The sequence below is a fragment of the Microbacterium sp. K2 genome, assembly GCF_051365005.1.
Taxonomy (GTDB): Bacteria; Actinomycetota; Actinomycetes; order Actinomycetales; family Microbacteriaceae; genus Microbacterium; species Microbacterium foliorum_B.
In genome coordinates this window covers 2506164-2532464 of the sequence record NZ_JBLWII010000001.1, presented here as the reverse complement: position 1 = coordinate 2532464, position 26301 = coordinate 2506164, and the positions used below count along the sequence as shown (strand labels likewise).

Here is a 26301-nt window from a genome sequence, read left to right as displayed (position 1 = left end):
ACCGACGATAAGTCTCTGCATCACGACAGCCGACGCTGGTCGTGAGCGAGCCGTGCCCGAAGACCGGTGTGGATCGAGACGTACGTCTCGGTGTCGCGGCCGGTCAGGGTGGCGAGGTTGGTGAGCAGTCGGTCGACGTGGTCGACCAGCTCGCGGGGGTCGGTGTTCTGCCGAGGCGTGACCGACACGTGCAGCACCGGCGTGGTACGGATGTCGTTCGCCGTGACCTGGGCCGAGAGGATCTCGTCACGGGTGGCGAGCGAGTTCTTGACGGCGTCAGACACGAACGACTCCGTGACGGTGACACGGCCGAGCGGGTTCTGCGCTCCCGACGAGCGGAGAGCCGTCTTCGACCGACGGCCCGCGACGCTGGTGAGCGCGAGGATCAGCAGCACGATCACGACGATGATCGCGACGACCGCGCCGATGCCGATCCACGACAGGCTTCCGCCCGCGATCGCGGTGGCCGCGATCGCCTGGTCGAGCCACGAGCGGGCGTCCTCACCGCCCGCCGTCCAGATGTCGGTCGCGGTGGGCCAGCTCATGATCGCGATGCCGAGGGCTCCGAGACCGAGAAAGAGCAGGCCGATGATGAACAGCAGGGTGCGGTTCAGGGCACGGTTCGTGTTGTTCACAGCTCGTCTTCGTTCTCGCTCGGACGCTCGATGCGCACGCGGGTGCGGACGCTGCGTGTCAGCCGGTAGGTCTGCAGCTCGGCCTCGGCGGCCGACTGCACCTCGTTCTTGTCGAGGGGGATGCCGACACCCGGACGAACGGTGACGTCGACGCTGCGGTGGCCGACCCCGACGGTGATGCTCTCGCGTGCCAGACCCGTCTCCTCCGAGAGGTGCTGGGCGAGGGCGCTGGCGATCACGCCGTTGTCGACGACGACGGCGCGGTCACCGGACTCGAGAGTGTGCTTCGACAGGCGCCCCGGTGTGAGGGCGAGCACCACGAAGACGATCCCGATCAGCGCCAGCACGACGCTGCCCGCGATCACCAGGCCTGCGGGCTGCGCGGTGGGCAGGCCCACGAGCCATCCGCCCGCTGCGGCCGGTCCGAGCAGGAGCGCCGGCTGCGACGCGAGGCTCAGCACGATCTCGAGCCCGATGTAGGCGAGTGCGAGGACGAGGAGGATGACCGCGACGAACATCGCGACGGTGCGCGGTGAATGCGTCTCGCGTCGGACGACGCGACGAAGAACAGGGGTGCTCATCGCACTCGCCTCCTCTCTGGGATGGTGGCACCGGTGATGGTGAGGGTGATTCGGGTGACGTCCCGGCCGATGATTCCCGACAGACGCTGCTGCAACTGCTCCTGCAGCTGACGGGCCCGATCGAGCACGGGGACGCTCTGGGAGATCGCGACGGTGTCGTCGAGATCGGGGACCGGAAGCGGCGTCGCGATGCGCACCGCCAGTCCTCCGGGGTGTTCGGTGACATCGACCTTCACGTCACCGCGTGGCACACCGATCAGGGTTGCGGACGCCTGTTCGGTGACCGTGCGGTAGACGCGCTCTTTCACGTCGATGCGCCCAGGGACGGTGGCCTCTCCGGTGGCGGCTCGCGAGGAGCCGCCACCGGTGGCGAGGTTCTGGTCGATGCGCATCAGGAGGTGCGCCGCCCCGTGAACGCGTCTGCGAGACCGCGGACGTCGAGCTTGCCGGAGGCGATCCGGCCGATGATCGCGCCGATGCCTGCGAACAGGGCCATGAGGAGGAACCCCCAGAACCCGAACAGCAGAGCTGCGAGGGCGAGGAGCGCCCCGATCAGGGCGCCGGTGGTGGTGGGGGTCATGAGACTCGCGACTCCTCGTTCTCGTTGCTGTCGTCGCCGGGCACGTGCACGTCGTTGACCTCGACGTTGACCTCGACGACCTCGAGACCGACGAGTCGGCTGATCGCACCCGCGACGGCGGCGCGCACGTTGCCCGCGACCTCCTGGATGGGGGCGGGGTACTCGACGACGATGGTCAGGTCTGCGGCGGCCTGCGTCTCGCCGACCTCGACCTTGACGCCCTGCGCCAGGTCGGTCGCGTTGACCGCGTCACGGATCGCGCCGAAGGCGCGTGCTCCGCCGCCGCCGAGTGCGAACACGCCGGGAACCTCACGGGCGGCGATGCCGGCGACCTTGGCCACCACGCCGTCGGCGATGGTGGTCTTGCCTGCAGCGTCAGCGTCGGCGGGGATCCGCGAGGTCGAGAAGCTCGAGCTGCGGTCGACGCGCGAGGCGGATGTGGCCGGCTTCGGCGCTGCGGAAGTCTGAGCCAGCTCCTTCTCGGCGGGGCTGGTGGGGGTGTTCTGGTCCTGGTTTGCCATGTCGATTCCTTTGCCTGAAAGCGGATGCCGGCTGCGAGACCGTTCCGGCCTCACCGGGAGCGTGTCGGTCGCTCACAGATAGGACGTGCGGGGGTGCGCATTCGTCACAAACTCGTCGCGGAGATCCGGCCAGGCAGGATGACGTCGGCGGTAATCGAGCGACGATTGACTGCTCCGGGTCTGGCCTCCGGCGCCCCCGGCCGCGAGGATGAGCGGATGAACAGCGACTCGACCGCCACCGCACTGCTCGTCATCGACGCCCAGGAGTCCTTCCGCCAGCGGCCGGACGAGTGGGCGGCCACCGCCAACCCGGACGCCATCGACAACATCTCGCGGCTGGTCGATCACGCTCGCGAGGTCGGCGACCAGGTCGTCTGGGTCACGCACTCCGAGCCCGGCAGCGGTGGGGTGTTCGACCCGGCGAACGGCTTCGTCCGAGTGATCTCAGACCTCGATCCGCAGGACGACGAGATCGCCGTGACGAAGACCACTGTCAATGCCTTCACCTCAACAGACCTCGAAGAGCAGCTGCGGAGCCTCGGCGTCGGGCGCGTGGTCGTGTGCGGCATCCGCACCGAGCAGTGCTGCGAGACGACGGCTCGGATGGCGGCCGACCTGGGCTTCGCGGTGGAGTTCGTGACGGATGCCACGACGACCTCGGCCATCGCGGCGAATGACGGGCTCGCCGCCGTCTCGGGCGACGAGATCCTGCGGCGCACCGAGAGCATCCTCGCTGCGCGCGGATTCGCGACCGTCATCCGCACGGCCGATCGGGTCGGCATCTCCGCCTAGGTTGGAGGGCATGCCCCCCTCGCTCGCGCTTCCCGATCTCACCGGCCGCACGATCCTCGCCACCGGTGCGAACGCGGGCATCGGCTATTGGTGTGCCGAGATCCTCGCGTCTCGCGGCGCCAGGGTGCTGCTCGGATGCCGGTCGACCGAGAGGGCGGAGGTCGCGGCATCCTCGATCCGGGCGCACGCGCCCGGTGCCGACCTCGGCATCGTCCCGATGGATCTCGGTTCGCTCGCGAGCATCACCGAGGCGGCGACATCCGTCGGCGAGCGCATCGACGCCGTGATCTGCAACGCCGGAGTGAAAGCGGCGGATCGCAGCGCCCGCACCTCTGATGGCCTCGACCTGATGGTCGGCACGAACTTCGTCGGGCACTTCGCCCTGCTCGCCCGGCTCGGCGACGTGCTGGCCGACGACGCCCGGGTCGTGGCGGTGGGTTCGCTGGCCCATCGATTCGCCGAGATCGCCCCCTCCGCGCTCGCGCAGCCGTGGACGGGGCCGTCGCTGCGGCAGTACGGCCGGTCGAAGGCCGCGCTGATGGCCTTCACGTTCGAGCTGAACCGGCACTGGAGGGGCTCGGCGCGGTCAGCGCTGTGTGCGCACCCCGGCTACGCGGTCGACCCGCTGACTCCGCACCGCGACGGCCTCGCCGAGGTGTCGGCAGTGACGCGCGCCCTCGCCTCGCTCAGCCGCCCGCTCGTGCAGGGCAAGGATGCGGGCGCGGCGCCCATCGTGCACGCGGCGGTCGCCGCCGATGCCACAGGCGGCGACTACTGGGGGCCCGGCGGTCTGCTGGAGTTCCGCGGGGCGCCGAGACGCGTCGCCGCGAGCGCGCAGGTGCGCTCGGTCGATGTGGGCGCTGAGCTGTGGGCCGTCGCCGAGCACATGGCCGGCGTGCGGTTCAGGATCTGACGCTCGGCGCGTCGGTCAGTCGAGCTCCTGCAGCGTCGCCGTCATGTCTCCGCCGGCGTCTCCGGTGTTGACCGTGCCCTTCGGCTCGAACAGGATCGCGTGCACCTCGTCGTCAGCCTTCGGGCAGTGCTCGACTCCTCGCGGCACGACGAACACGTCGTTCGGGTTCAAGACCACATCGCGGTCGCGCAGCTGGATGGTCAGCTGTCCGCTCACCACCATGAACAGCTCGTCGGTGTCGGGGTGGGTGTGCCACACGAACTCGCCCTGGAGCTTGACCACCTTGACGTCGTAGTCGTTGATGCTCGTGAGACGGTGCGGCTGCCAGTGCTCGGTGATCAGCGAGAGGGCGTCGTGCACGTTGCGGACATCGTCGGTCATGGTCGAAAGCCTATCCGCGCAGGTGCGTGCTCGAGGCCTGTCGCCTACGCCGCGGCGATCTCGTGCCCAGGGATCTCGTCGATCGACCGATACACGGGCAGGCCGCGCTCGAGGGCGATCTCGACGTCCTTGTCGGCACCGGCCGAGTCGCCCGGCAGGCGAAGCACCGCGTCGCAGTGCTGCAGCAGGCGGTGCGCGGTCTCGTACATGACGTCGCCGTCGGCGGCATCCGCTTCGTCGATCCCCCGCAGGATCGGCAGGGCGACCCACTCGCCGATCATCGGCACGTGACCGAGGCGGTGGATCGGCGCCGCGGCCTCTTCGAGTCGTTCGAGGTTGCGGGCGATGAGGGCGGGGTCACCGCCGGTGCCCGAGCGGTAGGGGCCGGCGATGAGAATCAGGAGTGGAGTTGTCATGGAGAAGACTGTAACGTTAACCGTGCAAGAACGTGCAACTTCGTGAATGAACAAGATTCGGAGGGTCGGATGCTGGGCGCACAGCGCAAGGACCACCTGCGAGAGATCCTGCGCAGGGATGGCCGCGTGGTGGCGAAAGACGTCGCCGCCGATCTGGGCGTCTCAGAGGACTCGATCCGCCGCGACCTACGAGAGCTCGCCGACGCCGGTGAGATGGTGCGGGTCTACGGCGGAGCTCTGCCGATTCCACCGGCCGATCGTCCCGTCGATCAGCGCGCGTCGCTCGCCACCGAGAGCAAAGAGCGCGTCGCGCGCCGCGCCGTCGAGCTGATCGCCCCCTCGTCGACGATCGTGCTGGACGCCGGCACCACGACCCTCGCGATGACCCGGATGCTGCCGCACGGGGGCGACCTGACCGTGATCACACCCAGCCCGGCGATCGCCCTCGCGGTCGCCGAGCACTCCGACGCTCGCATCGTGATCATCGGCGGCGAGCTCGCTCGCTTCTCGATGGTCGCGAGCGGTCCCCTCGCGATGGAGGCGGTGCAGCACCTCCACGCCGACGCCTTCTTCATGGGCGCGACCGGCATCGACCCGGTACGCGGCCTGGCCACCGGCCACCTCGACGACGCCGTCACCAAGCGCGCGATCGCCGCCCGCTGTGCGCAGACGTACATGCTCGGCAGCGAAGAGGAGATCGGCGCGACGTCGCGCTACCCCGTGCTCGACCTCGGCGCCGTCGCCGGCGTGGTCGTCGACCCCGTCGACACGAACCCCGTGATCGACGAACTCGCAGAGCGCGTGGCCGCGCTGCGCTGACAGACGAGTCGCGGGCGTCAGGTGATGGTCGCCGCCACGATCGTCGGGGTCATGATGGCCACCATCGCGGCCGTGATCGCGTCGTAGACGGCCTTGGCGACGGCATCCCCCGCCTGCGACCCCGCCGTGAGCTCTTCGATCCGCTTCTTGAGATCGCGCGCCGACATTCCGCCGCACTCGTCGCGCAGGATCGCGTGCGCCGAGTTCAGGTTCTGCAGGATCGACAGGAGTGCCAGGTCGGCCTGCGTCGGAGCAGCGGTTCCGGCCAACACGGCGGCGAGGCGGGAGCGCACCATCTGCTCGGGTGCGGAATCGGATTCGGGAGTGCGCGCCGACCCCCAGCCGAAGAATCCGCGCTCCCCGCGAACGAGCACACCCTGCACGACGAGCGACTCGACCACGACCTCGAGCGGATCGAGCTTGGGCCGCACCACGAGCGACTGCAGTCGCTTGCCGCGCAGCGGCACGAGGCGCTGCAGCGTCGTGTCGAGGATCGGGTTGCCGGTCGGCTCGGTCGACACGATGTCGACGATCGGGTTCTTCTCGTTCGACACCGAGATGCGTCCGTGCAGAGCGAGGTCGACGATGACGGCGGCGACCTCGCCGTAGAGGCGATTCACGCTCACCGCGCTCTCGACGCGGCCATCAGGCCGAAGCAGCAGCATGTGAAGTTCTTCGACGATCAGCATGCACCCACGCTATGACGGCATTTCGCGTCTCGGCATCCCCCGAGCGGATGACTTCGGGATGCCGAGCGCTGCGCCCCGTCGTGTCAACCCCGTCGCCGTGCGAGTGGCGATTTCGTACGGTTTCAGGATGACTTCCGACACTGCCGCGACCGCGGAGGAGCCCACCCGGCTGCGTCGCGCCATCACCGGCCCCCTGCTGTTCGCCTTCATCCTGGGCGATGTGCTCGGCGCCGGGATCTACGCGTTGATGGGAGTGCTCTCCGAGAAGGTCGGCGGGATGCTGTGGGCACCGCTGCTGCTCGCGCTCCTGCTCGCCCTGTTGACCGCCGGGTCGTACGCCGAACTCGTCACCAAGTACCCGCGCGCGGGCGGGGCATCAGTCTTCGCCGAGCGCGCCTTCCACAGCCCGATCGTGTCGTTCCTGGTCGGATTCAGCATGCTCGCGGCGGGCGTGACGAGCGCCGCCGGTCTGGCGATCGCCTTCGCCGGCGACTACCTGGGCACGTTCTTCGACCTGCCGACGATCCCCGTCGCGATCGTCTTCCTCGCGATCGTCGGAGCGCTCAACGCCCGCGGCATCCGCGAGTCGCTCGGCGCGAATCTGGTCATGACCGCGATCGAGCTGAGCGGTCTCGTGATCGTCATCGTCGTGGTGGGTGTGTTCGTGGCCGCCGGCGGTGGCGATGCCTCGCGGCTCACCCAGACTCCTGAGGGGACTCCCGCGGCGATGGCTGTGCTCGCCGGAGCGGTGATCGCGTACTACTCCTTCGTCGGGTTCGAGACTTCGGCGAACATGATCGAAGAGGTCAAGAACCCGCGGCGCACCTACCCGCGCGCGCTCTTCGGCGCACTCTTCACCGCCGGCGCGGTCTACGTGCTCGTGGGTGTCGCCAGCTCGATCGCGCTGCCGGCATCCGAGCTGCAGGAGTCGAGCGGGCCGCTGCTCTCGGTCGTCGAGGCTGCCGGCGCCAGCATCCCCTCATGGCTGTTCAGCCTGATCGCCCTGATCGCCGTCGCCAACGGTGCGCTGCTGACCATGATCATGGTCAGCCGGCTGACCTACGGGATGGCCGAGCAGAACCTGCTGCCCCCGGTGCTCGGCCGCGTGCTGCCGAACCGCAAGACCCCTTGGGTGGCGATCCTCACCACGACCCTCGTCGCGATGGGCCTGACGCTGGTCGGCGACCTGGCGACGCTCGCCGAGACCGTCGTGCTGCTGCTGCTGTTCGTCTTCGTCAGCGTCAACGTCTCGGTGCTCGTGCTGCGGCGCGACCGGGTCGAGCACGACCACTTCCGCATCTGGACCGTCATCCCGGTGCTGGGCATCGCGTCGTGCATCCTGCTGCTCACCCAGCAGCGCCCCGTCGTCTGGCTGTTCGGCGCCATCCTGCTGGCCGTCGGCGCCGTGCTCTATCTGCTCGCCCGCTGGGGCCGGAACCGTGCCCGGACGCACAGCAGTGACGAAACCCCCTCATCCACCACCACGAAGGAGAACCATGAGCACGCCTGATCACACCCCCGAGTCCGACGACGCCATGACCAGCGAAGAGAAGCGCCACGATCAGCTGACCGCGGCACCGGACGCGACCGAAGCCGACGCCGCGCCTCGCATCGAGGTCTCGGAGCACGACGGCAACACCCGCATCGACATCGCCCCCGATGCTGCGGTGCGCCCCGGCCCCGGACCCGGGGTCGAGACCGACGACGAACCGGAGCGGTGACCGGCGCGGGCAGCAGAGCGAGCGGAACTAGTTGCGGGTCGCCCGCGCTTGCGGTCTGTCATCGCGATAGATTCCCTTTGTGACCACCACGATCGACGACGACCCACCCACCCGTCGCAACGCGACTCCCGGGCCCGAACGCGGTGGCGGTGCGACTCTCGCCGAGGTGGCGGCAGCGGCGGGAGTCTCCCGTGCGACCGCGTCACGAGTGCTGTCCGGACGCGCGGCGGGCAAGTCGGCGAGCCATGCCCGCGTGCTCGCCGCGGCCGAGGAGCTCGGCTATGTCGTGAACGGCCTCGCCCGTTCGATGATGGGCGTCGGTCGCCGCAGCATCGCGTTCGTCTCGAGCATCATGGTCGGCCCGACCTTCGCCACAATGGCCGGTGGCGCCGAAGACGTCGCCACCGCGAACGGCCATCTGCTCACGATGTGCACCACCGGCGGCGACCCCGATCGAGAGGCCGCACTGATCGAGACGCTCAGCGAGCAGCGGGTCGCTGCTGTGCTCCTCGTCGGCTCGACGCCCGCGACGGAGGAGTTCGAGAAGCGCGCGCAGCGATACTCCGACACACTCGCACGCGTGGGCGCCCGGCTGATCCTGTGCGGGCGTGCCGCTCTCCCTGGTCGCCCCCATATCGCGTCGATCGACTACGACCACCGCGGAGGGGTGCGCACCGGCGTCGAGCACCTCGTCAGCCTCGGGCATCGCCGCATCGCCTTCGTGGGCTCTCTCGACGACATGACCACTCCGCACCAGCGCTTCCTCGGCTACCAGGACGGACTCGCGGGCGCCGACATCGAGTTCCGTGCCGAGCTGACCGTGCGGAGCGGAAACTCCTCGGATGACGCGGCCGCGGCCACGGTCGAGTTCATCGACAGCCACCCCGACGTGACGGCGATCGTCTGCCAGACCGACGTCATGGCGGTCGGCGTCTGCCGCGCACTGCACGCCCGGGGCATCGCGATCCCGGAGCAGATCTCAGTCGTCGGCTTCGACGACATGCAGCTGGTCGCCGACCTGACACCGTCGCTGACGACCGTGCGCGCCCCGTTCCACGACGTGGGCGAGCTCGCCGGTCGCATCGCCGTCGGCGGAGTCTACGACGCCCCTGCCGTGCTGCCGGTCGAGCTGATCGTCCGCGGGTCGACAGGCCCTGTGCGCGGCTGATAGCCCGCCCCCACGCAGAAGCGGGTGATCACACCTGGAGGCGACGGAGCGGTGCGGTGGGAGAACGCGACCGCACCGCTCCGCCTCCACTCAGTAGGCGCCGAGATCCTCCCATGGACCATTCGCGTCGCCCGGTTCCTGGTTGCGGGTCCACCACTTCGCGCGGAACGTGTGCCCATCGTGCGCGACGGTCTCGCCGCCGACATAGACGTACGACGTCGTCCACGCGCGCACGTCGCCTCCCGCCGCTGGCACGGCTGCGCCCTGCTGCATCCACGAGCCGGTGGCGGTGCTGCCGGGCTGCACGTTGCTCGTCCACCACTGCGCCGTGAAGACGGCTCCACCGTGCGACACCTCGTCACCGGTGTCGTAGACCGTGGCCGGGTCCCAGGCCGGGACGGACGGAGCGGTCGACACCTCGCCGAACACGATGAGTTCGGCCACATTCAGGATCTGGCCGTTCACGAGTCGGATGTACCGGAAGGACGCGTCGTCGCTCACCGTCCACTGCTGCCAGTCGAGGGTCTTCGCCGGAGCCGTGGGCGTCAGTCGCGTCCATGTCTGCAGGTCGCTCGAGCCTTCCAGCCGCATGTCCGCGATGCGCGAGGTGCCGTAGCCGTCCTGCCTCACGAGCAGCTCTGCGCCGCTCAGCGACACGGTCGTGTCGGGGCCGAAGTCCCACACGTTGCCGTAGAGACCGGAGTTCAGTCGGGTGTCGGAGTGCGTCGCCGGATCGCCGTCGAGCATCTTCGCCGTGTACTGCGTCCACGCGGCATCGGCGACGCCGTCGGGGCGCAGCACCGTCGCCTCGCGGAACGCCGAGTCGACGCGTCCGCTGTCGCTCGACAGGAACAGCTTCGATCCGTCAGTTGTGGCGTGGATCGTGTCGGCATCGCGGCCATCGGCCGTGGTGAAGTCCACCGTGAAGTCAACCCGTGCACCGCGCTGGGCGCTCTCGGGCACCGCGGCATTCGCAACCCACTGGCCCGCCGCGGGAGATGTCACGATCGCGGCATCTCCGAGCACCGTGACCGCGACATCGGTGTTGCCCGCAGGGCCGGTGATGAACACTTCGACCCCGTCACCCGCCACGATGCGCCCGGCGACGGCATCCGGCGACGAGAGCGAGACAGTGTCCATCATTCCGACCGCCTCGGTGCGGGAGCCATCGATGCGAATGTCGGCGACGCTCCAGATTCCCGGATAGGCGGGATCCGACGGCACGCCGGGCTCGTCCACCTGGAACTTGATGAAGCGGAACGGCTGGCCCTGCACCTCCTCGCGCACATCGATCCACTCGATCGACGAGTCCTGGCCCACGTTCGGATGCTCGGTGAGCAGCGTCCACGTCACCCCGTCGTCTGAGCCGTAGACGTTCGTGCCCTCAGCGCGGTTGGCGAACGTGTCTCTGGCCTGGATGCCGAAGCGGTCGACCCCGACTCGGAACGCCGAACCGAAGTCGAACACGATGTTCGGAACACGCTGATCACCCCAGGTCGTCTGGTTGTCGCCGTCGGTGATCGCGGTCAGCTGTGCCGCCGTGAGTGGCGCAGCCGTGACGAGCCCCCGGTAGTCGAGAGTGTCGTCAGCCAGCAGAGGGTTGAGTTCCACGAGTCCCGAGACCGCATCGCCGAGGCCTTGGAGAAGTGCCGCGAAGGCTGTGGCATCCGCTCCCTGCACTCCCTGCTCCGCGCTCGCGCGCGCCTCGATGAAACGCGCCCAGCTCGCCGAGGTGTGCTCCTCGCTCCCGCCCGCGCGTCCGACGAGTTCGTCGATCGCGGCATCTCTGCTCTCGGCCACGGTGACAGTCACAGGCAGCGCCGTCACCGTCGCGCCGTCCGACGCCGCGAGGGTCATCTGCGCGACCCCCGGCTGGGCGGGTGACCAGCTCAGCTCGTTGCCCTGCAGGATCGCGCCCGACGGGGCATCCTGCAGCGCGAGGGTCACGGTCTCGCCGGCGGCATCCGTCGTCTGCACGCTGCGCGTCCACTTCTCACCGGCGACGAGCACCGCATCGAGCTCGGGAGCATCCGCGAACACGGGCGGGGTGATGACACCGTTCGCCTGCGCCAGGAGTCCCGCGACGTCGACCTTCGCGTCCGAACCGGTCGCCCGGAGGAACAGGATGTTCTCGCCCACCGCACCCGGAGTCTTCGCGAGCGCCAGATCCAGCCAGACGTAGCGCCACTCACCATCGGTGTCGGGGACGACGATCTCTGCGAACGGTGACTCCTCCGCGGTTCGTGAGGCCTGCAGTCGTGCGGTGCCGTCGCTGCGCACCTTCACGCCGACCAGCGACTGCGCAGCAGCTCGGTCACTCCAGATCGCGCGCCGGATCGCGAGGTTCGCGTCGTCGGCACCGGCATCGAGTCGGATGAAGGACGTGTCGCCGTCCTCCTCGCGGACGGCTCCATCGCCGAGAGGTGTGCCGAAAGTGCGCACCGAGAGCTCGGCAGTTGCGGCGAGCGGAGCGACAGGATCGTCGACCTCGGCGAGCTCCTCGGGGAATGCCACCCAGTACTCGGCTCCGGTGTAGTCGGATCCCCGGTCGCTCCAGAAGTTCTGCACGGCCGTGCCGTAGTAGTACAGCGGACCATCGCGTTGCTCGTAGAGCTCGGCGACATGAGGCGCCTCGGCGGCGACATCGACGTCGGCGACGTAGCGGTACTGCAGATACGCCTCGCTGAGCGGATCCTGCAGACGACCGCGATATGCCTGCGAGATCGCGCCGCCCTCGGTGGCCGGCACGTACGGCACCTCTTCTCCCATCATGAAGGCGTAGAAGGTGTCGGCACCGTCGAGGATGCGGTTGTCGAGGAAGTCATAGGGCGAGACGGCATCCGCCGCCTCCGACACCGTGCCGGAGGTAGGATCGACCTTCGTGCCCTGCGAATCGAGGATGCGGGCGAGGGCGACGAAGATGTCGACATCGCCCTGACCGTGGGCCTGGTCGCGCAGCATCTCCATATGCTGCACGAACGGAGCGCCGGTCGTGTTGCCTGGGGCGTCTGCCGGGATCTCGCGGAACAGCTGCTCCAACGATCCGTTCACGTTGCCGCCGTACAGGTCGTGCTCGCTCTCGTAGCCGGCGTTGACCGTGAACCATTCCACGCGCTCGGCATACAGATCGGCGTCGTCGAGGAAGATCGCCGCCGAGATCATGCCGATCACGCCGTAGAGGTGCTGGTTCCACAGCCTGTTGTTCGAGTACAGGAAAGTGTCGAGCACCGGGCGGACGAGGTTGTCCTCGATGCGCTGCTCGTCGGCATCGGTCCACCGCAGATCGTATCCGGCGAGGTCGGCGTTCACAGGCTCGGTGCTGCGGATCAGTTCGGCCGCGATCAGCATGTAATACAGCGGCACCCCGGTATGGATGTGTGCGTCGGCGAAGTACTCGTACTTCGCCGGGTCCAGACTGCTCCACGCCCGGAGCCCGTGCAGGGCGTTCGCGCGGTACTGCTCGTCACCCGTGACGACGTACTCGAGTGCCTGGGTCATCACGCCGATGCTGTCGCGCTGCGCCATGGAGCGCATCCCGACGCTCGCGTAGGCGTCGTTCTTCGGGCTGTCGGTGCCGGGTTGCGCGTTCTCGACGCGGTAGTCGATCGCCGCATAGCGGGTATCGACCATCGCCTCGTAGTAACTGGCCCACGGGTCGACCCCGGCGAGCACCTGGGTGCGCATGTTCTCGAGGTTGTCGGCCGTGAAACCGATCGCCGGATGCGCAAAGCCGGCGTCGCTGACCGTCTCGATGATCTCGGGCACGGGCGTCTGCGCGGCGGCCGAGACCGGTGGCGCGGCCGAGACCGGAGACGCGGAGGCGGGCGACGGTGCGACGAGGAGCGCCCCGCTGAGGGCGATCACCCCGGCGGTCAGCGCACCGACGGTCTTTCGGATGCTGCGTTGTTCGATCTTCATCGATCTCTCTTCCGTGACGGCGCCGTCGAGCGACGGCGCGAGGGCATGCAGGAGCAGGAACTTCGCGACGGTCAGGGGTTCGGAGGTGCGGGTCAGTCCTCCCCCGCCGAATCGGCCTCGTCGTATCCCAGAGACACGTCGGTGAGATCGGCGGACCACCCGCGGCCATCGAGATCGTCCGCGCGGACGCCGAAGAACAGTCCGGTGAACCGCAGCCGGTCGCCGTGGTCGTCCGACAGGGTCCAGGCCGGATGGACGCCCGGTACGTCGGTCCAGTGATCATCACCGACCGCGGCGACGGCGAACCGCAGGTCGGGTCCGTCGAGCGTCAGACGCATCCGCACGGACCCATCCGGCACTGGGACCGGCGCGGAGCGAGTGGTGCGCGCTCCATCTCGGCTCACGACGCGCGCATGCCGGCCGGTCTCGGCATCCCCGCACAGCTGCAGCCAGATCCAGCCGCTGCGGTCGTACCAGGCGATCGCCCCGGCGACCTCGCGCGGGCTGGTGGGCTCGGCATCCACCGTCGCCTCGAACATGGCCCGATGCTCCTCGACCCTCGTCACGATCATCGACTGATCGAAGACGGATGCCGGCGAGTGTCCGCCGCGCAGCCGCAACCATCCTGGCCGTGCGGTCAGGTCGGCGACACCGGGTGCGAGCGCGGCGCGCAGCGTCGACCACCGCCTCGTGTCGAGATCCGGCGCGTCGAAACGCTCGACAAAGCCACGCACGGCTTGTCGGTCGGGAAAGTCCCCGTCGACCTCGACCTGCACCGCTGCATGGTGCCCGCCCTGCGCCAGCCGCAGCCAGCCGTCCTCGTCGAACACGACCCGCTGCAGGCAGGTCTCGCGCCCGAGCGTGCTGAACCGCTCGCCGAGGTGCAGCGTCGGCCGACTGGCGAGGTGCACCAGCATCCACTCCCCGCTCGGTGTCTGCACGAGCTCGCCGTGCCCGGCCTTCTGCAACGCGAGCCCGGGGGCATCACGGCTGGTCAGCACGAACGGTCGAACGTCGCGCTCGTAAGGTCCGGTGCGCTGTCGAGATCGCGCCACCGTGATCGCGTGGTTCCACCCGGTACCTCCCGCGGCGATCAACAGGTAGTACCAGCCGTCGATGCGATAGAGATTGGGGCCTTCGACGAGGGTCGATTCCTGGTGGATCACTCGCGCCTCACCCGATGTGCGCCTCTCATCGGGCAGGTACTGCTCGAGCACGAGACCCCCGAACGACGGATGTTCGGGCCGCTGGTCCCACTGCACCCCGACCACCCAGTGCGTGCCGTCGGGGTCGTGGAAGAACGAGAAGTCGAATCCTCGGGAGCCCAGATACACGGGCTCGCTCCACGGACCGTCGATGCTCGCGGCGGTCATGAGGTAGTTGTCGATGTCCTTGTCGTCGCCGTCCATCGAGCGCACGACCGAGTATGCGAGCCAGAACAGCCCGGCGGAGTGAGACAGGCTCGGGGCCCAGACGCCACCCGAATCGGGGATGCCACGCAGGTCGAAGCCCACGTCGAGTGCATGGCCCCTGACCGTCCAGTTCACGAGGTCGGTCGAATGGTGGATGCGCACCGCGGGGTGGAACTCGAACGTGCTCGTGGCGATGAAGTAGTCGTCGCCGACCCTCAGGATCGACGGGTCGGGGTTGAATCCCCGCAGGATCGGATTGCGCACCACGCCCATCACACGACCCCGGGAATCCGCTCGAACCCGACGAAGGCATCACCCGCGACATATCGAGCGACCTCGTCGACGACGTCGCGGCCGAGACGATGGAGCTCGTTGCCGGTGGCCCCGGCGATGTGCGGGGTGAGGGTCACGTTGGGCAGAGTCCACAGCTCATCGTCCGCGGCGAGCGGCTCGGGCTCCGTCACGTCGAGGATCGCATCGATCCGCCCAGCACGCAGGTGCACACGCAGGGCGTCGTGGTCGATCAGCGAGCCGCGAGCCGTGTTGATCAGCACGGCTCCGTCACGCATCATCGCCAGCTCGCGCGACGCGACCATGTGCTCGGTCTCCGGCGTCGCGGGGGCGTGCAGCGAGACGATGTCGGACCCCGCAAGCAGATCGTCGAGAGCCACCTTGAGCCCGCCGAGCGACACGATCTCCTCCTCCGATGCGTACGGGTCGTAGATGAGCACTCGCAGGTCGGTCGACTGCAGCAGCTGTGCGACGCGTCGGCCGATGCGCGACGCCCCGACGAGTCCGACGGTTCGCCCGAAGTTGCCGCTGTCGATCAGGTCGGTCTCGCGGTCGACGAAGGTGCGACCCTCGCGGTAGATCTGCTCGGCGTATCTCGCACGCTTGCCGGCGAGCACGATCGTCGCCGCCGTATACTCGGCCACGGCTTGGGCGTTGCCCTCTCCCGCATTCGTGAACACGATGCCACGGCGGGCGGCCTCGACCGTGTCGAGCACGGCGCTCGCGGTTCCGCCGGCGAAGACGACCGCGCGCAGGTTCGGCATCCGGTCGAGCATGTCGCGGTCGACGCGCGGGCACCCCCAGCCGGCGAGCAGGATCTCGACGTCGCCGATCAGGTGCGAAGCGATATCGCTGTCGAAATCAGTGAGCACCTCGGCGCTGATGTCGACCAGACCGCTCAGGCGCGCCCGGTGCGGGCCGAACAGGTTCTCGGCCAGTGCGGGCGGATTCATCGCGGCGATCGCGTGTGGTCGGGCGTTCACTTCTTCAGCTCCTCGATACTCCAGTCGTCGCGCCAGATCAGTTCGGCGCGACCCTTCTCGACCCGCAACGGCAGCCAGACCGGCGCAGAGGACGCCAGATCGTCTCGATTCCAGCGATCGCCGATGTACACGTGCGCGCCCTCGACCGGCAACACGACACTCACCTGTGAGTCGAACGTGCGGCTGCCGGCCGGTGCGAAGTCCTGCCACGGTGACCACGGCCCCTCGAGTGCGGGGGCGCTGGCGTACTTGTTGTCGTTCAGATCCCAGCCGGTGAGATCCGAACCGAACAGGTAGTACAGATCGTCGTGGCGGATCAGCGTCGGCGACTCGTACCCGATCTCGGGGCGATCCTGCTGGCGCAGCGTCGCCACGATCGATTCGACTCCGCAGTAATCGGGTCGCAGTCGGTAGATGTGCAAGCCGTTGTCGCGGTCCTCGGAGAGCAGATAGCCGACGCCGCCCTCTTGGTAGACACCGATGTCTCGGCTGAGGTTGCCGAGCGGTCGCTCGCTGCCGAGATACTCGAACGGCCCGTGCGGGTCGTCGGCGACGGCATAGCCGACCCTGGCGTCGGAGTAGTCGGCGCTCTCGATGTGCGCGATCAGCACCCACCTCCCGTCGGAACGACGCAGCGCTTTCGGTCTCTCGACGATGCGATCGGGCGCGAGGTCTCCGATGCCGGCGGTGAGCGCATCGCCGAGGTATTCCCAGTCCGTGAGGTCGGTGGACCGATAACAGGCCACAGCCGCGAACCGGTCTCCGGCGCTCTTGTCCTCGCCCCAGGCGTACCAGTACGAACCCACCCGCTGGATGCCGATGCCGTGCAGTTGCGCGATGCGCCCGCGGTCGTCGGTGAGCAGCTCTCCGGTGCGGATCCTGCCACTCATGACGGGCCTTCCCTGACACGGAGAACGCGGGCGCCGAGCCCGGCGGCCGTCTCGATGCGGATGCCATCGGCGTCGTTCTCGACCGCCCATGCGTCGGCGGATGGTGCGGGGAACAGCGTCGCGCCGCTGTGGACGCCGGGGATCGTGAACGAGCGGGGCACGTCGGATCGATCCCAGACGAAGAGCAGGGTCTGCCCCTCGGCCCGAAGTCCCAGGCACACGGTCTCGTCATCCCACTCCGGCAGACCGAGCGGCCAGAACGGCTCGGTCTCGGCGAGACCCGCACGGAGCGCCTTATGCAGGCCCACTGCCTCAGCGACGAGCGATGTCTGCGACTCCCGAAGCTCGCCCAGGAAGCCCGAGAGATACAGTCGGCCACTGAGCCCCGTGACCAGGGTGAACGCGGTCTCGGCATCCGTCATCGCCGCCGAGGGGTACGCCCAGTTGCCCGCCTGCTCGGGAAGGATGGATGCGGGGGCGGATACCGCGATCGGCGGATACAGACGGAAATCCTGTTGGTCGCTCGTGGACTGCAGGTGCGTGCGCGACAGCAGCGCGTAGTCGGCCCGCATCGCACCCGATGAGCAGTTCTCGATCAAGAGCTGCGGATGCCGGGCCTGCACGTCGTCGAGCCAGTCGCCGAAAGCGCGGATGTGACCGAGCAGGCCGTCACCGGCTGCCGCCGCCTGCCACTCCGTGCCCGCACCGGGGTTGATGTTGTAGTCGAGCTTCAGGAAGCTCACGCCGTACTCGTGGACGATCCGATCGACCGTGTCGTCGAGGTGCGCCCGTGCCGCAGGGTGCCGGAAGTCGAGGTGATAGCGGTCGTGCTCGCGCACGCGCACTCCGAACCGCTGGAAGAAGGCGTCGTCCGGCAGAGTCTGAGCGACGGGGCTCTCGACCCCGACGACCTCGGGCTCGAGCCACAGTCCCGAGCGCAGCCCCGCGGCATGGATATCGTCGATGATGCCACGCAGCCCCGCCTCGTCGAACCGGCTCGGGGCCTCCTGCCACTCGCCGACCGTGTCCCACCAGTCGCCGATCTCGGGGTCGGCGAACCAGCCCGCATCGATGCAGAAGACCTCTGCCCCAGCCTCGGCGGCGGTCCGGATCAACGGGCGCAGCGCCTCGGACGAGGGCTGCCCCATGAGCGTGTTCATGAAGTCGTTGTAGACGATCGGCAGGTCGGGGCCGTCGACGCGGCGGATCGCTCGGCGATGCGAGGTGAGCGCGGCGATCGCCCCCTCGAATCCCTGGGCCGACGCAGCGAGGGCCACCGACACCGTCATGAACTCGTCACCCTGCTGGAGCACATGGGCGAACTGGTGTTCGAGATCCGTGGGACCCAGCACCGAGAGGGTCAGGCCTTCGAGCCCCTGGCTGAGGTCGACATGCCACCCCGCACCGCTCTCCAGCTGCCAGGCGATGGCCGAACCGTCGCCCCGGTGCACCAGAGCCCCGACAGGCAGGTGTTCGCCGGTCGACCAGGCGCCATGGCTGGTCAGGGTCGCGTGGCCCCGACCGTCCTGCGCGTGGATCGGCAGCGACAGCGGGGGGAGCTCGTCGGCCAGGGCACGACGGTGCCAGCGGTTCTCCGCCAGCCATTCGCTGCGCGCGGTGAGGAGGTCGTACTGCTCCCCCGCATGCGGGCCCGCACCGAATCCGACGCTGGCCGAGCTGACCGCGGTGATGACGACCGGATCCGCCCCGGTGCCGCGCAGCGTGTGCTGCACGCGCAGGGCCGTGCCCGAGAGCGCGAGCACGCTCGTGACCTCGAGCCCCGTGAGGGCGTCGCGCTGCACGAGCGTCACGGTGTCGGGGTCGGCATCCGTAGCTGCGGCCTCCGTTTGTTCGATGCGCAGCCGAGCCCCCAGAGCCGAGCGCACGTAGGCCTGACTCGTGCGCGCACGCTGCTCTGCGGCGGTGAAGATCTCGACGAGGGGTGCGGGATGGCCGTCGCTGACCGCGAGGGTCGCCGGGCCGTCAGTTCCCGCCGCGATCGTGAATCCGCCGATGCGGGTGATCATGCGCCCACCCGCTCACGTGCGGGATCGAAGCCGAGCGTGCGGGTGCAGATCGTGGCGGCCACCGCGGCGAGCGCCGGCGTCGACAACCAGGCGACCGCGCCGATCACCGGAAGCGAGGTGGCGAGAGCCGCAAGAGCCGCGAGCAGCAGCCAGACGAGAGCCAGGTGAGGGCGCTGCAGGACGATCCGTGCCGCGGCGAGCGCATACGCGGCGCCGCGCAAGGGCGAATCCGAGAGGAACGCGGCGGCGACGACGATCGCGGCGACGACGGCGACGACGACGACGGCGCCCAGAAGCACACCGGCATCCGCCCCGAGCAGGGCGATGTCGTATCCGAGCACGAGCACTGCAGCGCTCAACGCGAGTGCTGAGCCCCAGCGGTGGCGCACGGCGTCCGCGAACCCGCTCCAGAAGATCCGGGCGACGTGCGGCTCGGAGTCGAGGAGTCCCGCGGCGGCCTTGGTCAGTCCGTGCAGCGCCGGAGCGACGGGCAGCACTGCGGCGGCGCCCAGCCAGAGCGCGATGTGGGTGGCCTGCCAGCCGACCAGTGCCTGGAAGGCCAGCACCGGCACGAGACACGCGACGAACGCGAGCGACACGAGGAAGTACCGGAAGGCACCCAGCAGCAGCGTCGCGATCACACCGTCGTAGCCGAGCAGACATCCGAGTCGCGAGGTGGTCATGGTGGTCATCCCTTGACCGCCCCTACCGACATGCCCTTGATGAAGAACCTCTGGAAGGCGGCGAAGATCGCCACGGACGGGACGATCGCGAGGATCGCACCGGTGTATATCAGCTGCCACTGCGAGGTGAGCAGGCCCACCATGCGGTTGATCGCGACATTGATGGTTCCGGCCGATGAGGAATCGAGGAACACCAGGGGGATGAAGAAGTCGTTCCACAGCCCGAGTGCCTGGATGATCACGAAAGCCGAGGTCACGGGCAGGAGCATCGGGAAGACGATCAGCCAGAACGTGCGCAGGCGCCCTGCGCCGTCGACATGCGCTGCCTCCTCGACCTCGATCGGGATGCCTTTGATGAAGCTGCAGTAGAGCAGGATGCCGAAGCTCGCAGCCCCTCCGAGGTGCACCAGGATCACCGACAGCAGGGTGCTGTACAGTCCCACGTCGTCGAAGCCCTTCACCAGCGGGATCATGCGCACCTGGAACGGAATCATGAGCCCGGCGATGAACAGCACGTAGAGGAAGCGCGAAGTGCGGCCACCGATCCGCTCGATGCCGTACGCGGCCATGGGCACGATGATGATGAGCATCACGACCGTGCCGACCGTGATGATGAGAGTGTTCAGCACCGCCTCCAGGAAGTCGGTCTGCTGGAAGAGGGCGACGTAGTTGTCGAAGGCGAAGGAGGTGGGCAGCCCCATCGGATCCTTGGTGATCTCAGCGTACGAGCGGAACGAGTTCAGCAGCGCGTAGATGACCGGCGACGCGACGATCAGCACCAGGACGCTGAGCACCGCCATCACGACGATCTCGCCGACCGACCACTTCTTCTTCTCTCGGCGCGGACGCGGCGCACGCGGGATGCGGGCGAGCCCCGAGGGCTTCTGCTCCGGCTCTATCTTCACAGTGACCTGTGCCATCGTCTCGGTCATGCCTGGATCTCCCTCTTGCGCATGTAGGCGTTCGCGGCGACGGTGCTCACGATCACCACGATGAAGAGCACGACGGCTGCCGCCGACCCGAAGCCGGCTCGGTACTCACCGAAGCCGACCTTGTAGATGAAGAAGGCCATGGTCTCGCTCACGAAACCGGGGCCGCCCGAGGTGAGCACGAGCACCTGATCGAAGATCACCCAGCCGGCGATCATGGCGAGCGTCATGTTGACCGTGACCGCACCGGCGATCATCGGCCAGGTCACGTTCCAGAAGACCTTCGCGCCGCTCGCACCATCGATGCGCGCGGCCTCGATCAGCTCCTGCGGCACCGACTGCAGGTTCGCGAGATAGATGAGGGTGGTGTTGCCGCCGAGGGTGAAGCAGGTGATGAAGAGGATCACCCAGATCACGATGCTGCTGTCGCCCAGCCAGTCACGGGCCCACTCCGGAAGCCCCATGTCTCGCAGAACCGTGTTCACGGAGCCGAAGTTGTAGTTGAGCAGGTACTTCCAGATCGTGGCCATGATGAAGGCGCTGACCAGGGCCGGCAGATACACGGCCGTGCGGAAGAACCCCTGCGCGTGGTTGAGCCTGTCGAGCATGAGGGCGACGGCCAGCGAGATCACGTTGATGATCAGCGCCGACCCGAGCCCGAGGATCAGGGTGTTGCGCACCGCGTTCCAGAAGCGACCGCTCGCGACGATGTCCTCGTAGTTCTGGATGCCGACGTAGTCGTATCCGTCGCTGATGCCGTCCCAGTCGGTCAGGCTCAGCTGCACCGTCTGCAGCGACGGCACGATCACCATCAGGAGATAGATCGCCAGCGCCGGGACGACGAAACCCAGCATCGCCAGGCGCCCTCGCCCGAAGCGGGGTCGCACACGGACCTCGGTGGTTGCACTCATGTTCTCTCCTTGATCGATCAGAGCTCGCCGGGATGCCGGGGGCACGGTCGGGTCCGCACCCCCGGCGCCGGACTCACCCGGCTGCGGCGACCTGCGCCTCGAGCTCTGCCTGGACCTTCGCGATCGTCTCGTCGATCGTGGTCTGGCCGTCCTGCATCTCGATGCGGGACTGCCGGAAGAAGGTGTTGACCGAGCTGAAGGTGCTGAGCGTCGGAGCATTCTCGTACCAGACGAGGTTCGGGTTCTCGAGCAGCGCGAAGAAGTCCTCGGCACCGGGGATCGTGTCGTTGCGCTCGACCTCGTCGGAGTTGAGGATGTTGGGCGAGATCCAGCCGCTCGCCTCCATCAGATTCGCCGCGTCGACCGAGTAGAAGTAGGTGAGGAACTCGACCGCCGAGGCGTACTCGTCCTCGTTCTCCGCGGCCTGCGACGAGATGGCCAGACCGCCGGCGGTGTCGCCGACGACGCTGTTCTTGAGGACGTTGATCTTGCCGTCCTCGTCGGGGATGATGAACAGCCCCGCGTCGAACTCCGGGTCGACCTTATTGATGTCCATCAGCCGCCCGAGTCCGGCAGACGACGTCGCCATGACGGCCTGGTCGTTGACGAGAAGCGTGGTGGTCTGAGCATCGGCGGTGGACTGCCATCCCTCGAGCACGTAGTCGTCCATGATCATCTTCAGCTCCTCGAGCGGAGCCTTGAGGTCGGCGACCGAGGCGCCACCCTCCGCCGCGACGTTCCAGAAGCCGCCGTCGTCGCTGAACTCGGCGAAGGTGGGCGCGGCAAGAGGCTTCCAGAGCTGGTCGGAGGGCCATACCTCGGCGGCGGCCGTCGCCAGTGGCACGTCGCCGTTGGACTTGATCTCCTCGAGTAGATCGATGAAGTCGTCGTAGGTCTCGGGGACCTCGAGGTCATGCTCCTCGAAGTAGGTCTTGTTGTACACGATGTTCATGCCGAGCTCGCCGTTGAGCGCGCTGTACGGCACCGTGTAAACATTGCCGTCCGCTGCGGGGGCGAAGGCGTCGGGCTCGAGCAGTGCCGTGACCTCCTCGGGCACCGGGGCGAGCTTGCCTGCGTTGACATAGGTGAGCGTGTCGCGCATGTCGACCACGGCCGGCCAGTTTCCCGTCGCGTCGACGGTCTTGAGCGCCGTTGCGTAGTCGGAGCCGGCGGGCAGCGGGTCGAGCTTGACCTCCGTCGTATCGCTCTGCTCGTTGAAGGCGGTGACGACCTCGTCGACGACGGCGTTCCAGGTCTCGTCTCCTGTGGCGTACAGGAACCGGATCGTGGTCTTGTCTCCCGACGCCCCCGCGTCGCCGGCGCCGCCACCGGCACAGCCGGCCAGCGCGAGAGCAGAGGTCGCGAGGCCCGCGGTCACCAGCAGGAGGCGGCTCCGTGCCGTCCGCGTCATTGCGTTGTGCATGTGATCTCCCTTGATTCGTGCCGGACTCTCGTCGGCTACACCGACGGTAGCCGAGCGGATAGCGTTTTCCAAGCACTTTCTGTAACTAGTTGCACTTTACTCGTGAAATCACGAGAATCAACCCTGGCGACGTTTGGCGTGCCCGGATTCGCGCGGCTACAGCCAGCCCTTGCGTTTGAACGCCCAGTAGAGACCGACGCCCATGCCGACCATCAGCGCGACCGCCATGGGGTAGCCGAGCGTCCAGTGCAGCTCGGGCATGTGGTCGAAGTTCATGCCGTAGACCGTGCCGACGAGGGTCGGGGCGAACAGGATCGCCGCCCAGCCCGAGATCTTCTTCACCTCGTCGTTCTGACGGATGCTCAGCTCGGTCATCCGCCGCATCTCCTCGTTCTGCCGACGTGCCACGATCGTCGACTCGACGGTCAGGGCGTTGTCGAGCACCGTGCGGAAGGTGTTCGCCCGCTCCGAGACACGCAGGGTGTGGTCGAGCACATCGCGCAGATACCGCTGCAGTTCCACGTCGACCTGGTACTTCGCCGACCCGCGCAGCAGCGAGTCGAGCATCCCGGCCAGTGGCTGCACCGCACGCTGGAAGTCGATCACCTCTCGGCCCAGCTCGTAGATGCGCTTCGTGGCGTCGACTCCGTCTTCGAAGAGCTGGCTCTCGATCTCGTCGATGTCGTTCTCGAGCCCGGCGAGCACCGGCGCGTACTCGTCGACGACCTCGTCGAGGATCGCGTAGAGCACGGCCTCAGGGCCGAGCTTCAGGAGTGCGGGGTCGTCTTCGAGGCGGCGCCGAACGCGCCCGAGGTCAGGCGACTCCGCGTGACGGATCGTGACCACGAAATCCGGCCCCACGAGCACGTGGATCTCGCCGAACTCGACCTCCTCCGCGGCATCCAGATACCGCGCGGAGCGCAGCACCATGAACAGCACGTCGCCGTACCGCTCGAGCTTCGAGCGCTGGTGCCCCGAGAGCGCATCCTCGACGACGAGCGCATGGATGCCGAACTCGTCGGCGACCTCACGGATCTCAGCTTCACTCGGTCGGTACAGGCCGATCCAGCTCATGCCTCCGCGCTCGCGCAGCACCTCGAAGGTCTCGCTGAGACTCCGCGGGTTCTCGGTGCGGATGCCGTCGACGTAGATCGCGTTGTCGATGATCGCCATCGGCGCTCCCTCCAAAGGTCGAGCCGCGGATCGGTCGTCCGCGTCTGAGGTCAGCCGGCGGGCGGCGCGACGCAGGGGATCGCAGAGTCGGTGATCTCCTGGTGGTACTGCTCAGCCGTGAACGGCAGTCCGAACTCGGGAGCCGTCTGGCCAGCGGCTGCGGGAGCCTTCGATGCGATCGCCGCGAGCTCCCATGCCAGGAACATCGCGGTCAACCCGCCGGTCGTCGAGTCGTTCAGCGACACCGCGACCGTGAAGCCGGTCTCAGGATCGGAGAACGCCGACGTCTGGTATCCGGGGGTCCATCCCGACTGCCCGACCATCGATCCGACGAGCAGGGCTCCTCCGGTGGCCTGGAACCATGAGGGCGCATCGGGGCTCTGAGGCAACGGCGCTCCGAAGCGATTCGGCTCATCCTTCGTCCGCAACTTCTGCGCGGCCTCGGCCTGGGTGTACCGGCCGAGCTCCTCGATCGTCGACACGACGCCGGAGTCGGTGTACCCGGTGCTCGACGACAGCGTGGTGATGTCGGTCGGGGCCGCACAGTTGTATCCGCCCTCGATGGGCGTCAGATAGTGCCCGTTCATGACCGGCCCCGTCGAGGGCGCAGCTGCGGCCGGCGAGGGTAGCGACGTCTGGGAGAGACCGAGCGGCTGGGTCACGTACTCGGAGATCAACTCGGATGCCGTGAGGCCCGATGCCCGCTCGAGGGCGAGTCCGAGCAGCAGGTAGCCGGCGTCGGAGTTGGTGTAGGTCGTCTTCGGCGTGGTGCGCGGGGCGCCGAGGCCGTAGGCTGCGAGCTCGAGCGGCGCCCACACGCGCTCGGGAGTGGTGAACCACGCCGCCTGTGCTGTCGCCTCGGACGAACCGATCCCGCTGGTGCTGTTGCACAGGTCGAGAAGCGTGGTGTCCTTCATATCGGCAACGCCCGAAACGTATTCGGTCACGGGGTCGTCGAGGTCGACCACGCCCTCATCGACCAGGCCGTAGAGCACATCGCACGTCATGAGCCGCGTCATGTCTGCGACGCGGAAGGCCATGTCCGTGCTGATCTCCTCATCAGAACCGGGCCCCTGCGTGCCGACGCCGGCGACCCAGCTGCCACTCCAGGGAGCCCACACGCCCACGACAGCACCCGACGCCCCCGACGCGGCGAGCGCGTTCGCGACGGCTGCCTCCATGGCGGCGACGGTGTCGTCGGGCAGTGCGCCATCGACCTGAGAGGGCGGCTCGTAGCTGAACTCCGGCTCGGCTGTGCAGCCGGTCAGGAAGAGCCCGAGCACGGCGACGCCGGCCGCTGCTGCGCGGAACGTGCGCGACGAGAGAAGCTGCATGAAAGGGGACCCCCGGAAGACGTGTCTCCCGAGTCTAGAACGCCGTTCCTGAAAGATCGCATCGCCGGGGCCCCTTTAGGGTGATCAGCATGCCCCACATCTTCGACGCCGACGTCGTCTCCGCGATCCTGCGCCACATGAACGGCGACCACACCGACGACAATCTGCTCATCGCGCGCGCCTTCTCAGCCGCCGAGGACGGCGAGATCACCGATGCCGTGATGACGGACCTCGACGGTGACGGCGGCGTCTGGACGGTCACCCGCGCGGGCATCGCCTCCGAGCTGCGCGTCGCGTGGCCCTCGGGCCCCATCACCGAGCGCCCCGCCGTGCGCCGCGAAGTCGTCGCGCTCTACGATCTCGCGTGCGAGAAGATCGGGGTCGAGCCGCGTCCGCACGCGTGACTCTCTGAGAGATCGGGCTTCCGCTCCAGGTTAGGTCACCCTTACACTTGGCACATGCCCGAGATCCTCTCCTTCTCCGCAGCCCTCCGTGAGCGCTCCTCCGGTTCGCACTCGCGCAGTGAGGGTGCCGGCTTCATGTCCGACCTGCTCAAGGGCGAGGGCTCGCGCGAGGACTACATCGCGCTCGTCGCACAGCACTACTTCATCTACGAGGCCCTCGAAGGCGCGGGCGAGCGCATGCGCCGCGACCCCGTGGCATCCGTCTTCCTCAGCGACAAGCTGACCCGTCTTCCGGCACTCGAGGCCGACCTCGAGTTCCTGCTCGGCGCCGGCTGGCGCGACGAGATCGTCGCGCTGCCCACCACGCAGCGCTACGTCGAGCGCATCCGTCAGGTGGGCGCGACCTGGGCCGGAGGCTTCGTCGCGCACCACTACACGCGCTACCTCGGCGACCTGTCCGGTGGCATCTTCATCGGACGCGTGATGGCACGCCGCTTCGGCTTCGAGACCAACGGCATCGGCTTCTATCTGTTCGACGACATCGCCGACCCGTCCGCGTTCAAGGACGTCTACCGCGAGCAGCTCGACGCCGCGCCGTGGGACGACGCCGAGCGCGAGCGGGTGATCGACGAGGTGCTCCTCGCCTACCGCTTCAACACCGAGCTGTTCGAGGACCTCGACCGCGCACGCGTCGCCGCCTGACACGC

Annotated in this window: 27 protein-coding genes; 8 read left to right on the top strand and 19 right to left on the bottom strand. The window is 68.2% G+C overall.

The genetic code is table 11. The features are described 5' to 3' along the window. Positions 1-20: 20 nt before the first annotated feature. The 5 genes from ACLKOY_RS12355 to ACLKOY_RS12335 are packed head-to-tail and all read right to left on the bottom strand — an operon-like array spanning position 21 to position 2317. The gene (locus ACLKOY_RS12355; RefSeq protein ID WP_436453859.1) at positions 21-635 is read right to left on the bottom strand and encodes a hypothetical protein; all 615 of its coding nucleotides are present in this window, start codon (positions 633-635) and stop codon (positions 21-23) included. Then, entirely contained in the window at positions 632-1216 is a 585-nt protein-coding gene (locus tag ACLKOY_RS12350) for a DUF6286 domain-containing protein (protein ID WP_436453858.1), read from the bottom strand. The genes ACLKOY_RS12355 and ACLKOY_RS12350 overlap by 4 nt, the downstream gene beginning before the upstream one ends. Further along, entirely contained in the window at positions 1213-1608 is a 396-nt protein-coding gene (locus tag ACLKOY_RS12345; protein ID WP_363573654.1) for a hypothetical protein, read from the bottom strand. The genes ACLKOY_RS12350 and ACLKOY_RS12345 overlap by 4 nt, the downstream gene beginning before the upstream one ends. Continuing rightward, on the bottom strand, positions 1608-1796 hold the full coding sequence (locus tag ACLKOY_RS12340) for a DUF2273 domain-containing protein (protein WP_140038388.1): 189 nt from the start codon (positions 1794-1796) through the stop codon (positions 1608-1610). The genes ACLKOY_RS12345 and ACLKOY_RS12340 overlap by 1 nt, the downstream gene beginning before the upstream one ends. After that, positions 1793-2317 carry an Asp23/Gls24 family envelope stress response protein gene (locus tag ACLKOY_RS12335; RefSeq protein WP_436453857.1) on the bottom strand — a complete coding sequence of 175 codons (525 nt, stop codon included), beginning with the start codon at positions 2315-2317 and terminating at the stop codon, positions 1793-1795. Before ACLKOY_RS12335 ends, ACLKOY_RS12340 begins: the two co-directional genes overlap by 4 nt. Before the next feature lie 216 nt (positions 2318-2533). On the opposite strand from ACLKOY_RS12335, the gene ACLKOY_RS12330 reads away from it, so the two are divergent. Both ACLKOY_RS12330 and ACLKOY_RS12325 read left to right on the top strand, forming a co-directional pair. Beyond that, the gene (locus ACLKOY_RS12330) at positions 2534-3109 is read left to right on the top strand and encodes a cysteine hydrolase family protein (RefSeq protein WP_436453856.1); all 576 of its coding nucleotides are present in this window, start codon (positions 2534-2536) and stop codon (positions 3107-3109) included. Positions 3110-3119: 10 nt separating this feature from the next. Next, entirely contained in the window at positions 3120-4022 is a 903-nt protein-coding gene (locus ACLKOY_RS12325; protein ID WP_436453855.1) for an SDR family NAD(P)-dependent oxidoreductase, read from the top strand. A gap of 15 nt (positions 4023-4037) precedes the next feature. Here the strand turns inward: ACLKOY_RS12325 and ACLKOY_RS12320 are convergent, their stop codons facing one another. Continuing rightward, entirely contained in the window at positions 4038-4403 is a 366-nt protein-coding gene (locus tag ACLKOY_RS12320; protein ID WP_436453854.1) for a cupin domain-containing protein, read from the bottom strand. A 44-nt stretch (positions 4404-4447) separates the two neighbouring features. Further along, positions 4448-4819, bottom strand: coding sequence for a DUF4406 domain-containing protein (locus ACLKOY_RS12315; protein WP_436453853.1), 372 nt, complete (start codon positions 4817-4819; stop codon positions 4448-4450). A 69-nt stretch (positions 4820-4888) separates the two neighbouring features. Here ACLKOY_RS12315 and ACLKOY_RS12310 point away from each other — a divergent pair, with 69 nt between their 5' ends. Then, complete coding sequence (locus tag ACLKOY_RS12310; protein ID WP_436453852.1) at positions 4889-5638, top strand: DeoR/GlpR family DNA-binding transcription regulator; 750 nt, start codon at positions 4889-4891, stop codon at positions 5636-5638. Positions 5639-5655: 17 nt separating this feature from the next. Here the strand turns inward: ACLKOY_RS12310 and ACLKOY_RS12305 are convergent, their stop codons facing one another. Next, positions 5656-6327, bottom strand: coding sequence for a GOLPH3/VPS74 family protein (locus tag ACLKOY_RS12305; RefSeq protein WP_436453851.1), 672 nt, complete (start codon positions 6325-6327; stop codon positions 5656-5658). A 127-nt stretch (positions 6328-6454) separates the two neighbouring features. Between ACLKOY_RS12305 and ACLKOY_RS12300 the strand changes: the two genes are divergently transcribed. From ACLKOY_RS12300 to ACLKOY_RS12290, 3 genes are all read left to right on the top strand, one after another. Continuing rightward, positions 6455-7837, top strand: a complete 1383-nt coding sequence (locus ACLKOY_RS12300) for an APC family permease (RefSeq protein WP_436453850.1) — start codon at positions 6455-6457, stop codon at positions 7835-7837. After that, complete coding sequence (locus ACLKOY_RS12295) at positions 7824-8048, top strand: multidrug transporter (protein ID WP_436453849.1); 225 nt, start codon at positions 7824-7826, stop codon at positions 8046-8048. Before ACLKOY_RS12300 ends, ACLKOY_RS12295 begins: the two co-directional genes overlap by 14 nt. 79 nt (positions 8049-8127) lie before the next feature. Continuing rightward, the gene (locus tag ACLKOY_RS12290; RefSeq protein ID WP_436453848.1) at positions 8128-9216 is read left to right on the top strand and encodes a LacI family DNA-binding transcriptional regulator; all 1089 of its coding nucleotides are present in this window, start codon (positions 8128-8130) and stop codon (positions 9214-9216) included. A gap of 90 nt (positions 9217-9306) precedes the next feature. Here the strand turns inward: ACLKOY_RS12290 and ACLKOY_RS12285 are convergent, their stop codons facing one another. From ACLKOY_RS12285 to ACLKOY_RS12235, 11 genes are all read right to left on the bottom strand, one after another. Beyond that, complete coding sequence (locus tag ACLKOY_RS12285; RefSeq protein ID WP_436453847.1) at positions 9307-13134, bottom strand: carbohydrate-binding protein; 3828 nt, start codon at positions 13132-13134, stop codon at positions 9307-9309. A 92-nt stretch (positions 13135-13226) separates the two neighbouring features. Then, entirely contained in the window at positions 13227-14819 is a 1593-nt protein-coding gene (locus ACLKOY_RS12280) for a glycoside hydrolase family 43 protein (protein ID WP_436453846.1), read from the bottom strand. Beyond that, a complete protein-coding gene (locus ACLKOY_RS12275; RefSeq protein ID WP_436453845.1) occupies positions 14819-15820 on the bottom strand; it encodes a hydroxyacid dehydrogenase in 1002 nt (333 codons plus the stop codon). The genes ACLKOY_RS12280 and ACLKOY_RS12275 overlap by 1 nt, the downstream gene beginning before the upstream one ends. Beyond that, on the bottom strand, positions 15817-16710 hold the full coding sequence (locus tag ACLKOY_RS12270) for a family 43 glycosylhydrolase (RefSeq protein WP_436453844.1): 894 nt from the start codon (positions 16708-16710) through the stop codon (positions 15817-15819). Before ACLKOY_RS12270 ends, ACLKOY_RS12275 begins: the two co-directional genes overlap by 4 nt. Next, positions 16707-18737, bottom strand: coding sequence for an alpha-galactosidase (locus ACLKOY_RS12265; protein WP_436453843.1), 2031 nt, complete (start codon positions 18735-18737; stop codon positions 16707-16709). The genes ACLKOY_RS12270 and ACLKOY_RS12265 overlap by 4 nt, the downstream gene beginning before the upstream one ends. Continuing rightward, on the bottom strand, positions 18734-19420 hold the full coding sequence (locus tag ACLKOY_RS12260) for a hypothetical protein (protein WP_436453842.1): 687 nt from the start codon (positions 19418-19420) through the stop codon (positions 18734-18736). The genes ACLKOY_RS12265 and ACLKOY_RS12260 overlap by 4 nt, the downstream gene beginning before the upstream one ends. 5 nt (positions 19421-19425) lie before the next feature. Then, positions 19426-20352: a carbohydrate ABC transporter permease gene (locus ACLKOY_RS12255; RefSeq protein WP_436453840.1), complete on the bottom strand. Its 927-nt coding sequence runs from the start codon at positions 20350-20352 to the stop codon at positions 19426-19428. Beyond that, entirely contained in the window at positions 20349-21260 is a 912-nt protein-coding gene (locus ACLKOY_RS12250; RefSeq protein ID WP_436453839.1) for a carbohydrate ABC transporter permease, read from the bottom strand. Before ACLKOY_RS12250 ends, ACLKOY_RS12255 begins: the two co-directional genes overlap by 4 nt. Before the next feature lie 73 nt (positions 21261-21333). Then, a complete protein-coding gene (locus tag ACLKOY_RS12245; RefSeq protein ID WP_436453838.1) occupies positions 21334-22683 on the bottom strand; it encodes an ABC transporter substrate-binding protein in 1350 nt (449 codons plus the stop codon). Between the two features lie 156 nt (positions 22684-22839). Further along, complete coding sequence (locus ACLKOY_RS12240; RefSeq protein ID WP_436453837.1) at positions 22840-23856, bottom strand: magnesium and cobalt transport protein CorA; 1017 nt, start codon at positions 23854-23856, stop codon at positions 22840-22842. 50 nt (positions 23857-23906) lie between these two features. Next, a complete protein-coding gene (locus ACLKOY_RS12235) occupies positions 23907-25190 on the bottom strand; it encodes a serine hydrolase domain-containing protein (protein WP_436453836.1) in 1284 nt (427 codons plus the stop codon). A gap of 89 nt (positions 25191-25279) precedes the next feature. Between ACLKOY_RS12235 and ACLKOY_RS12230 the strand changes: the two genes are divergently transcribed. Continuing rightward, a complete protein-coding gene (locus ACLKOY_RS12230) occupies positions 25280-25594 on the top strand; it encodes a DUF2470 domain-containing protein (protein WP_436453835.1) in 315 nt (104 codons plus the stop codon). A gap of 54 nt (positions 25595-25648) precedes the next feature. Further along, a complete protein-coding gene (locus ACLKOY_RS12225) occupies positions 25649-26296 on the top strand; it encodes a heme oxygenase (biliverdin-producing) (protein WP_436453834.1) in 648 nt (215 codons plus the stop codon). The last annotated feature ends 5 nt before the right edge of the window (positions 26297-26301 follow it).